General features: G+C 64.8%; 15 protein-coding genes and 4 pseudogenes. 10 read left to right on the forward strand and 9 right to left on the reverse strand.

Annotated elements, in window-relative coordinates; translation table 11 throughout:
• Positions 1-223: 223 nt before the first annotated feature.
• Positions 224-424, forward strand: a pseudogene (locus GNX96_RS62010) (hypothetical protein); the annotation flags it as partial.
• A 381-nt stretch (positions 425-805) separates the two neighbouring features.
• Here GNX96_RS62010 and GNX96_RS00010 read toward each other — a convergent pair.
• Positions 806-1183, reverse strand: a complete 378-nt coding sequence (locus GNX96_RS00010; RefSeq protein ID WP_163566543.1) for a VOC family protein — start codon at positions 1181-1183, stop codon at positions 806-808.
• 55 nt (positions 1184-1238) lie between these two features.
• On the opposite strand from GNX96_RS00010, the pseudogene GNX96_RS00015 reads away from it, so the two are divergent.
• Positions 1239-1316, forward strand: a pseudogene (locus GNX96_RS00015) (TetR family transcriptional regulator); the annotation flags it as partial.
• A 60-nt stretch (positions 1317-1376) separates the two neighbouring features.
• Here the strand turns inward: GNX96_RS00015 and GNX96_RS00020 are convergent.
• Positions 1377-1572 (reverse strand): annotated as a pseudogene (locus tag GNX96_RS00020) (hypothetical protein).
• Positions 1573-1581: 9 nt separating this feature from the next.
• A complete protein-coding gene (locus tag GNX96_RS00025) occupies positions 1582-2454 on the reverse strand; it encodes an SPFH domain-containing protein (RefSeq protein WP_279579030.1) in 873 nt (290 codons plus the stop codon).
• 216 nt (positions 2455-2670) lie between these two features.
• On the opposite strand from GNX96_RS00025, the gene GNX96_RS47285 reads away from it, so the two are divergent.
• On the forward strand, positions 2671-2907 hold the full coding sequence (locus GNX96_RS47285; RefSeq protein ID WP_279578861.1) for a PadR family transcriptional regulator: 237 nt from the start codon (positions 2671-2673) through the stop codon (positions 2905-2907).
• A 4-nt stretch (positions 2908-2911) separates the two neighbouring features.
• Positions 2912-3187, forward strand: coding sequence for a hypothetical protein (locus GNX96_RS47290; protein ID WP_279578862.1), 276 nt, complete (start codon positions 2912-2914; stop codon positions 3185-3187).
• Here the strand turns inward: GNX96_RS47290 and GNX96_RS00035 are convergent.
• The 3 genes from GNX96_RS00035 to GNX96_RS00040 form a co-directional block, all read right to left on the reverse strand.
• The gene (locus tag GNX96_RS00035; RefSeq protein ID WP_279578863.1) at positions 3184-3978 is read right to left on the reverse strand and encodes a lysozyme; all 795 of its coding nucleotides are present in this window, start codon (positions 3976-3978) and stop codon (positions 3184-3186) included. The two genes, GNX96_RS47290 and GNX96_RS00035, sit on opposite strands and share 4 nt — an antisense overlap.
• 470 nt (positions 3979-4448) lie before the next feature.
• On the reverse strand, positions 4449-4613 hold the full coding sequence (locus tag GNX96_RS47295; protein WP_279578864.1) for a hypothetical protein: 165 nt from the start codon (positions 4611-4613) through the stop codon (positions 4449-4451).
• Between the two features lie 397 nt (positions 4614-5010).
• Positions 5011-5946 (reverse strand): hypothetical protein, encoded by a 936-nt coding sequence (locus GNX96_RS00040; RefSeq protein WP_163566545.1) that lies wholly within the window; start codon positions 5944-5946, stop codon positions 5011-5013.
• An 80-nt stretch (positions 5947-6026) separates the two neighbouring features.
• On the opposite strand from GNX96_RS00040, the pseudogene GNX96_RS00045 reads away from it, so the two are divergent.
• Positions 6027-6802: pseudogene (locus GNX96_RS00045) on the forward strand (class I SAM-dependent methyltransferase).
• 20 nt (positions 6803-6822) lie between these two features.
• Here GNX96_RS00045 and GNX96_RS00050 read toward each other — a convergent pair.
• A complete protein-coding gene (locus GNX96_RS00050; protein ID WP_163566546.1) occupies positions 6823-7830 on the reverse strand; it encodes an exodeoxyribonuclease III in 1008 nt (335 codons plus the stop codon).
• Positions 7831-7859: 29 nt separating this feature from the next.
• Here GNX96_RS00050 and GNX96_RS00055 point away from each other — a divergent pair, with 29 nt between their 5' ends.
• The 5 genes from GNX96_RS00055 to GNX96_RS00075 all read left to right on the forward strand — a co-directional run bounded on the left by GNX96_RS00055 (position 7860) and on the right by GNX96_RS00075 (position 11890).
• Positions 7860-8045: a hypothetical protein gene (locus GNX96_RS00055; RefSeq protein WP_163566547.1), complete on the forward strand. Its 186-nt coding sequence runs from the start codon at positions 7860-7862 to the stop codon at positions 8043-8045.
• Between the two features lie 102 nt (positions 8046-8147).
• On the forward strand, positions 8148-10058 hold the full coding sequence (locus GNX96_RS00060) for a DUF4091 domain-containing protein (RefSeq protein WP_163566548.1): 1911 nt from the start codon (positions 8148-8150) through the stop codon (positions 10056-10058).
• Positions 10055-10492 (forward strand): hypothetical protein, encoded by a 438-nt coding sequence (locus tag GNX96_RS00065; protein ID WP_163566549.1) that lies wholly within the window; start codon positions 10055-10057, stop codon positions 10490-10492. Before GNX96_RS00060 ends, GNX96_RS00065 begins: the two co-directional genes overlap by 4 nt.
• Positions 10493-10736: 244 nt before the next feature.
• Positions 10737-11024 (forward strand): acyl-CoA dehydrogenase family protein, encoded by a 288-nt coding sequence (locus GNX96_RS00070; RefSeq protein WP_163566550.1) that lies wholly within the window; start codon positions 10737-10739, stop codon positions 11022-11024.
• Complete coding sequence (locus tag GNX96_RS00075) at positions 10964-11890, forward strand: acyl-CoA dehydrogenase family protein (RefSeq protein ID WP_163566551.1); 927 nt, start codon at positions 10964-10966, stop codon at positions 11888-11890. The genes GNX96_RS00070 and GNX96_RS00075 overlap by 61 nt, the downstream gene beginning before the upstream one ends.
• Before the next feature lie 161 nt (positions 11891-12051).
• Here GNX96_RS00075 and GNX96_RS00080 read toward each other — a convergent pair whose 3' ends face one another.
• Together GNX96_RS00080 and GNX96_RS00085 are read right to left on the reverse strand one after the other, a co-directional pair.
• Positions 12052-12810, reverse strand: coding sequence for an SDR family oxidoreductase (locus GNX96_RS00080; protein ID WP_163566552.1), 759 nt, complete (start codon positions 12808-12810; stop codon positions 12052-12054).
• Entirely contained in the window at positions 12783-13691 is a 909-nt protein-coding gene (locus tag GNX96_RS00085; protein WP_163566553.1) for a TetR/AcrR family transcriptional regulator, read from the reverse strand. The genes GNX96_RS00080 and GNX96_RS00085 overlap by 28 nt, the downstream gene beginning before the upstream one ends.
• Positions 13692-13711 lie beyond the last annotated feature (20 nt).

Consider the following 13711-nt stretch of genomic DNA (forward strand, 5'->3'; position numbering starts at 1 on the left):
GAATGCCGATGCCGAGATAGTCCGACTACGACGCGCGGCACAGTCCTCAGGAAACCAGTGTGGCACTGATGAGTGCGGTACCTCGATGGGACGACGCCGGCTGTGGAGGTCGTGGGCTGTGGAGCGGACGGCTGCGGGTACGAGCCGTCCCCAGCCCTAGCAACAGCATCGGGTCGCACCGGCCACGCTCGTTCACGCAAGCCCCGGTGTTGACCTGCGAGTCGTGGTCGGGGCCGGCACACTGCTCGGACTGGACGACAAACCAGCCTTCCTCGCCGGGTGCGGCGCGATCCCGGCCAGCATGGCCCGCCGCCTGGCCAAAGACTCCACCTGGCGGCGGCTGCTCACCGACCCGAGCTCCACCAAGCTCATGGAAGCCGGTCGGGCACGTTATCGACCGTCGATGGCATTGCAGGAATTCATCGAAGCCCGAGACGTGACGTGTCGTTGGCCTGGGTGTCGCTGTGCTGCCCAGCGTTGCGACAAGGACCACTCCATCCCGTTTCCGGACGGGTGCACCTGCAAGGAAAATCTCCTCTGCCTCTGCCGTTTTCACCACCGGTTGAAAACGCATTCGGATTGGAAAGCCAGACTCGACCCCGACGGCACCTACACCGTCCTGAGCCCCACCGGACGCGTCTACGTCACCGAGCCACCACCGCCCGGAGAAGACGTCGCGCCACCGACCAGAAACGGACGCCGCGGGTCGATTTACCTGAACGACAAGGACGAACCACACGTCCAACCGCCACCACCCGAAAAAAACCCACCACCTGGCCAACCGAACCACCGTTCTAAAGAGCGGTCAGCTGGCCACCCAGAGGCAGAAGGGGTGGCCAGCTGGGTCGAGGTGTACGCGTACGTCGTCCTGCGGTTGGAAGTCGGCCAGCGTCGACCCGCAGGCGAGGGCGTGGGCGCTGGCGGCCTGGAGGTCGTCGACGCGGATCTCCAGGTGCATCATCATTTGCTGTTTGGATGGCTCGGTGGGCCAGCTCGGTCGCTCGTACGGGCTCTCGGTTTGGAAGGACAGCCGCACGCCACCGTCCGGCGCGTCGAGCATGACCCAGTCCTGCTCGTCGACCAGGACATTCCGGTTGAGCAGTCTCGCGTAGAACTGGGCGAGCTCGCGCGCATCGGGTGCGCTGATATTGACCGTCGTCAGCGTCAAATGTGAATGTCCCATTCTCGCCAGGCTAGCCGGCGGGAGGAACCTGCGGGTGATGGGCGAGCAGGGTGTGGCTGGCCTGACCAACCGTCGAATCGCCGCCGCGGCCGGCGTGTCGCTGGGCTCCCTCACGTACCACTTTCCCAACCGGTGCCACCGGCACCACCCAGGTCTCGGCCGCCCTCACCATGCTGGTGATCGGCGCCAGCAGCTAGTCCTTGGGGGGACGGCCTCGGCGGGGGATTTCGGGGGTGGCGCGGGGCATTCGGTTGGCGTCGGTCAGGGCCCGCCGGAGCAGGAACTCGATTTTGCGCGTTGGTGCTGCGGAGCTCGGCGGCGGCCCATTTCGCGAGGGCGTCGTGGACCGCCGGGTCGAGTCGTAGCAGGATGTTTTTTCGTTCCGCCACGGGAAAACCTCACTGGTAGAGCGAGCCGGCGTTGACCACGGGTTGGGTGTCGCGGTCGCCGCAGAGTACGACGAGCAGGTTGGACACCATGGTGGCCTTGCGCTCCTCGTCCAGTTGTACGACGTTGTTCTCGGCCAGCTTGTCCAGGGCCAGTTTCACCATGCCCACCGCGCCTTCCACGATTTGCTGCCGGGCCGCCACCACCGCGCCGGCCTGTTGGCGACGAAGCATCGCCTGGGCGATTTCCGGGGAATACGCCAAATGAGTGATGCGGGATTCGACGATCCGTACGCCGGCGGCCACCACTCTGGCCGCCACCTCGGAGGAGAGTTTCGCGGTGATCTCGTCCGCGTTGTCACGCAACGACATCTGGTTCGGGTTGTGCGCGTCGTACGGGTAGCTGTTGGCGATGTGCCGGACCGCGGTTTCGGTCTGGATGCCGACGAAAGCGCTGAAGTCATCGACCTCGAAAATCGCTCGCGCGGTGTCGGCGACCTGCCACACGACGACCGCGGCGATTTCGATCGGGTTGCCGTCGGCGTCGTTGACTTTCAGTGCGGTGGTCTCATGGTTGCGGATCCGGGTGGAGATCTTGCGCAGCTGGAAGAACGGGTTCACCCAGCGCAGACCGTCCTGCCGCAGGGTGCCGGAATAACGGCCGAAAAGCTGCAGGACCCGCGCCTCGCCGGGAGCCACCGACGTGAGTCCCTTGAGTGTCAGCCAGCCCAGGACGAACGCGAGCACGCCAACGACGACGGTCAGCAGGTTCGAGCCCGAAGAGGTGAGGCCGAACGAGGCCAGGATCGCCGAGTCCACCACGCCGAGCCCGAGCACGAACAGGCCCAGGCCGCCCAGCAGCAGAATCAGGCCGACGAAGAACATCACCAGGCCCGGCGCTCCGGGCTTCAGCTTCTCCCGCACCTGAGGGGCCGGCAGGTGCAGTCCCAGTTGTTCTGGGTTCGGAGTGTTCATCGCGCGCTCCTTGGCGTACGTGGATCAGATAGCCGGAGCATAGCATTGTGATATCACTTTTTCCATCGAGTGCGACGTGTCGAGATTGTCATGTTAGTTTTGACGTAACGGTTCCGGGAGGTGCGAATGTCGCTGCGGCACGCGTTGCTCGGCCTGTTGCACGACGGGCCGGCAAGCGGGTATGACCTGACCAAGATGTTCGAGAGCAGGCTGGAGCGGTTCGCCTGGCATGCCCGGCACAGCCAGATCTATCCGGAGCTCAACAAAATGGCGGTCGACGGGCTCGTCGAGGTGATCGAGGAGGGGGCCGCGCGGTCGCCGAACGTACGCGATCACCGAGGTCGGCCGGACCGACCTGCATGACTGGATGATGAACCCGCCGGCCGACCCGCAGGTGCGCAGCGAGCCACTGTTGCGGATGTTCCTGCTGTCCACATTGGACGCCGAGGACGCGCGCCCGCTGTTGCGAGCGCACGCCGACTCGGCGGCGGCCACGATCGACTGGCTCCGCCGGGAAACGGCCGAGATTCCCGCCGACCCCGACGAAACCCAGCTGGCACAGCGAATCCTCAACGAGATCGGGCTGCGCCAGAACCAGGCCGAATATGACTGGGCGATGTGGGCGATTGCCCAGCTGAACTAGCCGGTGGCCAGTTTCTGGAGTTGGGTGTAGGGACCGTTGAACCAGTCCTGGTCGCCGGGGAAGGTCCCGTGGTCCGCGCTTTGCCAGATCGTCTGGAATCCCCAGTTGAAGGGCATCGGGCCGGGCGAGCCGTTGTAGTTGGCCAGCGCCAGCGGGTTGGTCGACGAGAAGTCACCGGTGTTCCCGGTGCATTCACTCCACCACGAGGTCGCCGTGTAAATCATCGGCCACCGGGTTGTACGGGCATGGTATTCGTCGCTGAAAGCCTTGATCCAGGCCACCATCGAGCCGTAGCTCTGGCCGTAGCAGTCGGCGCCGTACGGGTTCCACTCGATGTCCAGCATTCCGGGCAGGGTTTTGCCGTCGCCGGACCAGCCGCCGCCATGGGAGACGAAATAGTCCGCCTGGGCCGCGCCGCCGGAGACATCCGGCCGCGCGAAATGGTACGAGGCGCGGATCATTCCCACGTTGTAGGAGCCGTTGTACTGCTGGGCGAAGTTCGGGCTGACATAGCCGGTGCCCTCGGTGGCCTTGACGTAGGCGAACTTGGCTCCGTTGTTCCAGGCGGTCTGCCAATCGACGTTTCCCTGCCAGGCGCTGACATCCATGCCCGGAACCTGGGTCGCGGGGGATTGGGCGATGTACGGCGCGGCGGACACGCCGTGGCTCGTACGGGACAGGCCCGAGCCGGCGTGATCGGCGTCGGGCGTCGGGGGGTGGGTGGCGCGGCGGCCGCCGATGAGGCACCGGCGGCCAACCACACGGCCGCCGCGAGGGCGGCCGCGAGCCACACCCTTCTTTGGGTGAACATGTTTTTAGCGCACATTGAACTGAACATTTCGGGGTTCTCCCTCGTTGCCCGAAGAGGTGTTCTTGCCAGCGCGATCGCGGTGGTAATACTTTGCGCTCTCGGGAGCGAAAGCGGAAGACTTCTCCGTCATGTGAATATTCGGGCAATACTGTGAGGATAATTAGCTTCAAACCGGATGGGAGGTCGAAAAGCTAACGAATGGGAAATCCATTTCTGGTGGGTTGGTCGAGAGTGTCCGACGAGCTCGCAGGCGCGGGTTCGCTTCCGCGCCAAGGGGTTGTCGCTGATTCGGGCGGCGCGTGCTTGGCCACGTAAGCGGCATAGATGGCGAACCATTGCTGAGTGGTGTAGGGCGACCAGCCGTGCGGTTTTGCTCGGCCGTAAACGAAAGTGGCGTCCGCCGGCGGTGACGTTTCGGCGTCGAGTTGCTGCTGGAGCAACTGGACGGCGTCATTGAGGTAGTACGTGTCGGTGTCGCCGACGTAAAGATAGATTTTCCCGCGTACCAGCGCCCCCGACCGTCGACCAGTGCGAAGCCAGGTACGCCCGGATGTCCTTGGCTTGCCAGCTGGCCGCGACGGTGTGGTTGATCTGCCCGGTTTTCTTGTCCCACACCAGCGCGGGATATCCGTCTGCCCCCGCGCGGTCCGTACACCGCCTCCCAGACCGCCCAGGCACCTTCGGACCGGTCGTGGTCGCCGCGGGCCAGTTCGTAGTGGTTTTCCTGCAGGTTGGTGTACTGGATTTCGCCGTCCACGGTCCGCGAGTCCGGCCGTTCCACCCGGTCCCATTCGTTCTGGACGAAATAGCCGTTCGCGTCGGAGTAGATGTTCACGATCTGGTAGCGGTGGAAGTCGACCGGGTCCGGATAGCCGGAGAAGGCGCCGCCGTAAACATCCGGATAGAAGACCTCGCTGGCCAGCGATTCCCAGCCGCCGGTGGAACCGCCGGACGTGACCCGGGCCCAAGGCTGGGCGATCGTCCGGAAATGCCCGTCCAGGTAGGCACCAACTCATGGTTGGTGGCTGTGCCGTACGGCCCGACGTTGGGGGGGGGAGTCGACGACGTAAGAGGAGTCGTAGAACGGGTTTTCCTCACGGAACACAATGGAAATGAACCGTGGTGCCGAGGCTGACAGCCACCAGGACGAGAAGCTGTTCGCGCCGTTCTCCTGGAATCCGTGCGGAGCGCCGGTGCTGAAGTGGCCGAAAGCGTATTCGACCGGGTAGTGGACACCGGCGTTCGCCGGGTCATCGTATCCGGCCGGCAACAGGACATTAGCCCCGATGTAGATCGGCCGTCCCCAGAATGTGGTCAGCGCGGGGCTGAGGATCTTGACATATTTCACGTGTGCGGTGTCGCTCGGATTGCCTTGCTGGCAGGTGCCGCCAGCGGGGACGGGCTGCGCCGGCGTGATCACGTGGTCCAGCGTCAGCGCGATCGCGCCGGAGTGATGTGGATCGAGGTGCAACAGTTTCGGGGTGCCGTAAAGGTTGCCGGGAGAGGAGAACATGTCCTGGCCGTCCCCGCACGGCATGTGCAGCCGTACGGTCGAGCCGTCGCCCCGGTGAAAGGTGTCGTACGTGTTGAGGAATGCCTGCACGTAATAGTCGCCGGCCGGCAGGCGGTCCAATGAAGACAGCGGATAGCCGTACACGTCTGGTTGGTCGCCGATCGACACCGGCCGGCCGGGCCGCAGGTCGGTCACGTTCCGGCCCCAGAACGGGACGCCGCCCACGATGTCGGTCTGGGTGATCGGCGCGGTGGCGCCATTGCGGGAGATCACCACGAGCACCCGACCGTCGACCGCGGTGTCGCGCACCTGCGGCGAGAACGACACCGTGAACTGCAGAGGTCGAGGCGCCGCCGGCGCCGCCGACGCGCTCAGTCCGCCGGCGGCCACCACGGCCGCCACCGCCGCGACAATCAGCCTTTTCCGCACGTTCATTCCCGACTCTCCTCACTCGTTCGGCTACGCTGCGATGGTGGATCGCGAGAAGATCAACCCTGACCGGTGCCCAGGAAACCATGCTCGCCACGCTTTACGGCCGTGCCCTGGACAGCCGGCTGCCCGCCTCCATCCTGCACGACGACGAGGCCGCGCGGGCCGTCAAACGGATTGACTACGACTTCCGGAAAACCGGCATCAAGCGCACGAGCGCGGTGGGGGTGGCCGTACGAGCGAAAACCCTCGACGACTGGGCCGCGGCCTTTCTGGCCAGGAACCAGGAGGCGACCGTGCTGCATCTCGCGTGCGGGCTGGACACTCGGGCGCAGCGGCTGAGTCCGCCGGCCTCGGTCGCGGGGGTGGACGTCGATTTTCCCGAGGTGATCGAGCTCCGTGAGCGGCTACTTCCCAGCCCAGCAGGCGATTACCGGATGGTCCGGTCGTCGGTGACCAGCGACGAATGGCTCCAGGAAATCCCGGCGGATCGTCCCACGGTGGCTGTTTTCGAAGGCCTGTCGATGTATTTGACAAAGGACGACGGGAAACGGCTGATCCAGCGGATCACACCGAGCGCTTTCGCGGTGGCGAACTGCTCTTCGACTGCTACGGGACTTTGGGCGTACGACTGCAGAAATGGGTGCCGGCAGTCCGGCGGACCGGCGCGTCACTGCATTGGGGAATCGACGACCCGACCGAGTTGGAAGCTTGGCATGACGGGCTTAAATGCCGAGAATCCCGGAACAGCATGGAACTGGGGCTGGACCAGATGTCCGCACTCGGCCGGCTGAACATGAAGATGCTCGCCGGCATTCCGGGTTTCCGGACCATTGGCCAGATCCTGCGCTACGAGTTCTAGTGTCCTGCGCCCGAAGTTCGCTACTTTCTCCGGCGCCCAGACGGCGACTGAGAGCACCGGAGAATCGCCCACATACCACCAGTATGAGGACGATCCTCCGGCGCACTCAGATCACCGTCTGGATCACCGAATAAAGCAACGAACTTCAGACGCAGGACACTAGCGGGCCTGGGGGAGCCGGACCGAGCCGGGTCGGGGTGGCGACGCGCGACGGACGAGGGCGGCACCGTTGGGCCGGCGTCCCCGTCCGGCGCCTCGTCCAGGTCGACGATGACCGGCGCGTGGTCGCTCGGCGCGGTGCCTTTTCGTGCCAGCCGGTCGATCCACGCGGCCCGTACGCGATCGGCCACCGGCCCGGTGGCCAGCGCCAGGTCGATTCGCATGCCGAGGTTCTTCTGGAAGAAGCCGCCGCGGTAGTCCCAATACGTGAAGATGCGCTCGTGCGGCCAGCGGTCCCTTACGACGTCATGTAGACCGAGCGCCTGCAACTCGGCCAGCGCGGCCCGCTCGGGCGCCGTCACGTGCGTCTCGTCGGCGTACGCCAGTGGGTCGAAAACATCGGCGTCGGTCGGCGCGATGTTCATGTCACCGCACACGATCGCGTCCCGAGGCCCGGTGCCGACCATGTCCCGCAGCGCCGCCAACCAAGCCAGTTTGTACTGGTAGTGGTCCGAGTCCGGCACCCGGCCGTTGGGCACGTACAACGAGTGCACCCGGATCCCGGCGCAGGTCGCGGCCACCGCGCGGGCCTCCGGGTCGGGAAAACCGGGCGCGCCGGGGATGCCGACGACGACATCGTTCAGGCCGACACGGGACAGGATCGCCACCCCGTTCCACTGCACCTCGCCGTTGAGCGCGACCTCGTACCCGCGGTCACTGAGCTCGTCGCCCAGCAGTTTGGTGAACGCGTTGTTGGCGAGTTTGGTCTCCTGCAGGCAAACCACGTCCGGTTGCCGCTGGTCCAGCCACGGCAGCAGCCGTGGCACCCGGCGCTTCACCGAGTTGACATTCCATGTCGCCACTCGCACCCGGTCAACCGTAGCGAATAATCACGTCAATGACGCCCGAACCGGCCCGCAACCGCCTGTTGCTGAACGCGATCCTCTTCAGCGCGCTGGCGATCGTGTGGGTGCTGCTGTCGCTCACGCTCGCCAGCACGACCCTGTCGATGATCCTGACCTGGGCCGGCGCGGTCCTCTGCGCGATCGCGGCCGCCGTCTTCTGGCTTCGCTACCTGCGCTGATCAGACCAGCGTTAAGACCACTGGTCTACACCTCTTGCTTCTGCCCAGGCGGACAGCTCGTCAAGATGGACCCGACGGCGGCTCGGTGGCGGTGGAGGTGCGATGGCTCGGCGAGGGATTCTGGGATGGGTGGCCAGCGGAGCGGGGCTGGTGCTGGCCGCGGGCGTACTGGCCGGCGGCACGGCACCGGCGGCGGCCGACGCGCGGGCGTCGGTGTGGACGGAGTCCTCCTACGCCAGCGTTTTCAAGGACAGTGGTCCATCGGCTGACGCGGGCCGCGAGATCCGGTTGGACACCGCGAAGAACGACTACGAGGCCGGCCAGGTTGTGCTGCGGATGGACCGGGCCTTCAGCATCGACGGGCTCTCGTTCTCCGATTTGCGAGCCGGCGGTCGAACGATCGCTGCGAGCAACGTCTCGTACAACTACGTCGGCTACGAATATCTCAACCACAGCTCGGTTTTCGGTACGCAGGAGGTCTATCCGCTGACTCGGTCGGGCCCCGGAGACTTCCCGGACCGGCTGCTCAACGATCACCGGATCTCGGTGCCGGCCAACACCACGCAGTCGGTGTGGGTGCGGGTGTACGTGCCGGCCACCGCCGCCGCCGGCATTTATCGAGGCAGGGTGACAGTCCGTACGAACCGCGGCGACTATTCCGTGCCGATTTCGGCGGACGTACGGAACGTGACGATTCCGTCGTCGCAGCAGGGCGACTTCACCAACGTGCTCTGGCAGTTGTTCACCGGGAACATTTCCTATGACGAAGGCGCCGGCGACACTGTCCAGCTCTACTACAAATTCGCGCGGTATTCCGACCAGTGGTGGCACTTGATCGACAATGTCGCCGAAGTGATGAAACGCTATCGTACCAACGAACTCTCGGTCCCGGTCGTACGGTTGCTGATCGATGGCGGCAGCAAGGTCGATGCGAGCGGCGACTATTCGTTCAACTGGAGTCGGTTCGACCAGGTTGTTGAGCGGTTTATGCAACACGGAGGCGTGAAGCGGCTACAGGGTTTCTGGCAGAGCGGCCGGCACGGCCCGAATCCGCCTTGGTATACCGAGGTGATCGGCAAGGACCCGGCGACCGGCGCGGCCGTACGATCGTTCCCGGAGACCGACAGTGCGGTGACCGACCGCTGGGTCGCGCAGTACATTCCCGCGCTGAAGGCCCATATCCAGGCCAAAGGCTGGGCGTCGATCTTCCAGATGCAGATCACCGACGAGCCGCAGTCGGCCGACGACGAGGCGCACTGGAAGGCGATGAACACCAAGATCCGGGCGCAGTGGCCGGACGTACGGATCGGGGACGCGACCTTCGACGAGCCGGTTGCCTCACACCTGGCTCCGCTGGAGGACGTGATGATCCCCGAGGAGCTCAACTATGACAACAGTCCGCAGGTCTATGACGCCCTGCGCGCCAAAGGCAAGGAACTCTGGCTCTACAACTGCGTTATCCCGGTCGGCGACTACCTCAACCGATTCATTGACCAGCCGGAGTGGGACCAGCGGCTGACCATGGACTACGCGTACAGCAAAGGCATGACCGGTTATCTGCACTGGGCGATGAACAACTGGCAATATGACATCGACTCGCAGAGCACCAAGGGCGACGGCTTTATCGTCCGGCCGGACGTGGCCAACGACACTGTCGAAGTGTCACCGCGCTACGAGTCGCTGCGGGACGGCATCGAGGACTGGGAAGTGCTGAACATCCTGGGCAAAACCCAGCCGGGCCTGGCCAAGGACCTGGCCGCGAGCCTGGCCCAGAGCAGCCGGCAATACACCTTCGACACGGGTTATATGCAGCGTGTCCGCGCCCTGATTCTGGACGCGGCCGGTGGAAAGCCGCTGACTGGTCTGGTTTCCGCGCCGGGACCTCAGGTCGACCTTCATCGGCAGGCACAGGTGGACGGCGTGTTGCTGCATTGGGGGAGTGCTGACGGAAAGACCTACCGCGCGTCCAGGTCTCGTACGACGGCAAGGAATGGGCCGACGCGACGACGGTGACCGGCGGCCAGAACTTCGTCGGAATCAATGGGAAAGCGCGCTATCTCCGGGTCATGGGGGACACCCCGGCCCCGCTCACCAGCATGCAGGTCGTCGGTTTCTGGCTGGGGCAACAGAATCTGGCCGGTGGCAAAACGTACACGAAGACCTACCTTGATGGCACCGTGGCCACTCCGTCCGCACGTTTTCCCGACAAGGGCAACGATTCCACCGACGGCGTGCTCGCGGCCCCTGGGGTGACGGCCGTTCGTACGGATATGAGCTCACTCCTGGGCAGGCGGCGACCGTCAATGTCACCGTCGACCTTGGCTCCGCGCAACGAGTGGGCAAAGTACGCGCACACGCGTACGAGGAATATCCCGACTACCGTCCAGACCTGCTTTCGGTCTCGACCAGCACCGACGGCCGTACGTTCGTGCCGCGCGGCCAGCTGACAGCGGCCATGGCGAGTCGCAGCTCTGGTACGACTTCGCTTTTCGTCCGACGCAGGCCAGATACGTCCGGCTGACGTACGCGAAAACCGGTACGCCCAAGGGGTCCGGAATGTTTGTCGACGATATTGAGGCGTACACCGGCTCCTGATTCGCCCGAAAGCGCAATCTCCAGGGTCCGACCTCGATCTCGGCTCGACAGACCAGCGATCAGCTGCGCAGGATTGTCGTGAGAGAAAGAGACGACATGACCGATTCCCTGGTGAGCACGGCTCGCACCCTCGTTCCGCTGCTTCGAGAGGAAGCCCCGCAAGCCGACGCCGACCGCCGGCTGACCTCGCGTAGTGCCACGGCGCTGCGCGAGGCCGGCCTGTTCCGGCTTGCTGTGCCACGGTCCGTGGGCGGCCACGGGAGCACCATGCGGTCGTATTTGAGCGTGACCACCGAATTGGGGAAAGGCTGTGCGGCGGCCGCTTGGGTGACGACGATCCTCGCCGGCGGTGCGTTCGGGCGGCGAGTTTCCCCGATGCGGTAAGGGAAGAGCTGTGGGGGACGAATCCTGACACGACGATCTGCCTGAGTACGGCGACGCCTGACGCTGCCGCCCGCGGGACCGACGGCGGGTTTGTCGTCAACGGGAAATGGCACTACGCATCAGGCTGCTACCAAGCTGACTGGGCTGTGTTGGCCGTGCCGTCTGTCGACGAAAGCGGGAAAAATGTCGGCCGGGCCTTCGCCCTGATCCCGATAGCGGAGCTGACTATCCAGGACACCTGGCAGGTCGCCGGAATGCGTGGCACCGGAAGCAACACGCTGGTCGCCCAGGATGTTTTCGTGCCGGATCACCATCTTCTGTCGTGGGCCGCGCTGCTGGCCGGCGCAGGCGCCGACGAGCCGCTTTACCGCACTCCGCTTTCGTCCATTCTCGCCCTCACCCTGCTCGGCCCGATGCTTGGCCTGACCAAGGCAGCGTACGAGATTGTCCTTGAGACCGCCAAGAAAAAGCCGATGTCGCTGTCGTTGTACCAGCGGCTGGCCGATTCCCCGAGTGTCCAACTGGCCATCGCCGACGCGGCCAACCTGATCGACACGGCCGAGTTTCACATCTTCCGTTCCACCGACGACCTGGACCACGCCAACCAACAGGACGTACGGCTGGAAATGCCGGCGTGGGCCCGCGTACGCATGGACGCCGCCTACGCCGCGATGCGCTTGCGTGAGGCGCTGGAACTTCTGCTCAACGTGAGCGGCGCCGGCACCTTCGCCGACGCCAACCCGCTGCAACGTTTGTGGCGCGACCTGGAAGCCGCGACCCGGCACGCTTCGGTCAACATCAACCTCAACCGAGAGGTCTACGGACGAGCCCTCCTGGAGGTCGACGAAACCGCCCAGCAGATCTAGGGCGTGTCTCCTAACCCCAGGCGGCGAGGGCCGAGCCCAAGCGTCGGCTGCCGGCACCGGGCGATCACCCCCATACAACAACGGTATGAAGGTGACCGCCCGGTGCCGGCAGCCGACGCTTGGATCTCGACCCTCATCCACCTGGAATTAGGAGACACGCCCTAGAACATCGCGCCGTTGGCTCGTATGGTTTGGCCGGATACCCAGCCGGCCTGGTCGCTGATCAGCCAGCCGACGACCGGTGCGATGTCTGCCGGGTGACCCAGTCGGCCCTGCGGGCTGTGGTGGGTGGCCGCCGCGATGGACTCGGGAGTTTCGGCTCCACGGTAGAAAGAATCGTCGACCGGGCCGGGCGCGACGGCGTTGACGGTGATGCCGCGGTCGCCGAGTTCCTTGGCCGCGGCCAACACCATCCGCTCGACGGCGGCTTTTGAGCCGGAGTAGAGACCGTACGTGCCGGTCATGATCGCGGTCAAAGTGGTGGACAGTACGACGTACCGGCCATTGTCGGCGATATGCCTGGCGGTGGCCCGCAAGGTGTGGAACGCGCTGCGGGTGTTGAGATTGATCAGGTGGTCGAAGTCGTCATCGGTGAAGTCGACCACGCGTGGTTTCTTGATGACCGCACCCGGCGTGTGTACGACGATGTCGAGTTTGCCGTATTGCGCGACGATTCCTTCGAACAGCGCGTCGACCTCGGCGGACACCGTCGCATCCGAGCGGATCGCCTCGGCGGTGACGTCGTGTTTTTCCAGCAACAGCAGGGTTTGTTGGGCCGCTTCCTGGTTTCCCGCGAAGCTGATCACGGTTGTCGCGCCGCGCGAGGCGATGTCCCGCGCGAAGGCGGCGCCCTGGTTACGGCTGCCGCCGACCACCAGCGCCACCTTGCCTTCTAGATCGCGTTCAGGTGTAGTGGGCATGACAAATGTCCTTTCACGCAGTTCCGGTGTGCTGCCAAAAGCATCGGCCGAAATCCACGCTGGAACAACGGGCTATTCTTTATGGACGGCCGGCGGCGAATTATCGATCGGCCGTCACATTTATCCAAATGTGCTGCAGATGGGACGTTTAGCTCCGGCCATAAGCGGCTAGGGCGTCGCGAGGTTGGTCGATGATCGTGTGTGCGGGCGAAGTCGAATCGAGCCTGCCCGGTGCCCGAGGTCAGCTCGGCCGCGTAGCGGCGGGTGTTCGGGAAGCGGACGGCATCTATGGCGCTGAACCGTTCGATGAGTTCTTCGTGGCTAAGAACCCAGTCGTCATCGTGGCTTTGTTGTCGTTGTTGGACAAGCGAGCGTTCCAACGCGTACGCGCTGACGTAGAGGGTGAGTGCGTCGCGGGCCCATCCAGCCCGCTGCGGTGCGACGCCGCCGGCGAGCAGGATCGCCAGGATTCCCTCGCCGAGTCGCATGGTCTGGTCATGCGTGGAGACCGCGGCCAGTGCGGCGTGGGAGACGCCCGGATATTTCAGGTACACGTCGCGCAACTGTGCGTACACGTCGAGGATCTGCTGTCGCCACGTCGCGGGGTCGGGTTCGGGTAGGTCGATCTCGGCGTGCAGCCGGCCGATGATCAGGTCGTCGAGGTCTTCTTTGCTGACGATGTGTGCGTACAAGGAGGAAGGCCCGGTGTTGAGCACCGCGGAGACCCGGCGAATGGTCAGCGCGTCGTAGCCTTCGGTCGCTATGACCTGCAGCGCGGCGTCGGTGATCCGGTCGGCGGTGATGGGTTTCTTGCGGGGCGCGAGGTCTTCGTGAGGTCTCGTACGGCGGGCCGCGCCACGCTGCTTGGGGTCGGCTGGCATGTGGGTCACTCTACCGCGAC

Origin of the sequence: Fodinicola feengrottensis (assembly GCF_010993775.1) — a bacterium.
GTDB classification, from domain to species: Bacteria; Actinomycetota; Actinomycetes; order Mycobacteriales; family HKI-0501; genus Fodinicola; species Fodinicola feengrottensis.

Coding starts and splice junctions, on each gene's coding strand:
- GNX96_RS00025 (WP_279579030.1), bottom strand. CDS start 2,454: ATGTTCTTCGTCGGCCTGATTCTGCTGCTGGGCGGCCTGGGCCTGTTC.
- GNX96_RS00080 (WP_163566552.1), bottom strand. CDS start 12,810: ATGCCCACTACACCTGAACGCGATCTAGAAGGCAAGGTGGCGCTGGTG.
- GNX96_RS47290 (WP_279578862.1), top strand. CDS start 2,912: ATGATGAACCCGCCGGCCGACCCGCAGGTGCGCAGCGAGCCACTGTTG.
- GNX96_RS00040 (WP_163566545.1), bottom strand. CDS start 5,946: ATGAACGTGCGGAAAAGGCTGATTGTCGCGGCGGTGGCGGCCGTGGTG.
- GNX96_RS00010 (WP_163566543.1), bottom strand. CDS start 1,183: ATGGGACATTCACATTTGACGCTGACGACGGTCAATATCAGCGCACCC.
- GNX96_RS47285 (WP_279578861.1), top strand. CDS start 2,671: ATGTCGCTGCGGCACGCGTTGCTCGGCCTGTTGCACGACGGGCCGGCA.
- GNX96_RS00085 (WP_163566553.1), bottom strand. CDS start 13,691: ATGCCAGCCGACCCCAAGCAGCGTGGCGCGGCCCGCCGTACGAGACCT.
- GNX96_RS00055 (WP_163566547.1), top strand. CDS start 7,860: ATGACGCCCGAACCGGCCCGCAACCGCCTGTTGCTGAACGCGATCCTC.
- GNX96_RS00060 (WP_163566548.1), top strand. CDS start 8,148: ATGGCTCGGCGAGGGATTCTGGGATGGGTGGCCAGCGGAGCGGGGCTG.
- GNX96_RS00070 (WP_163566550.1), top strand. CDS start 10,737: ATGACCGATTCCCTGGTGAGCACGGCTCGCACCCTCGTTCCGCTGCTT.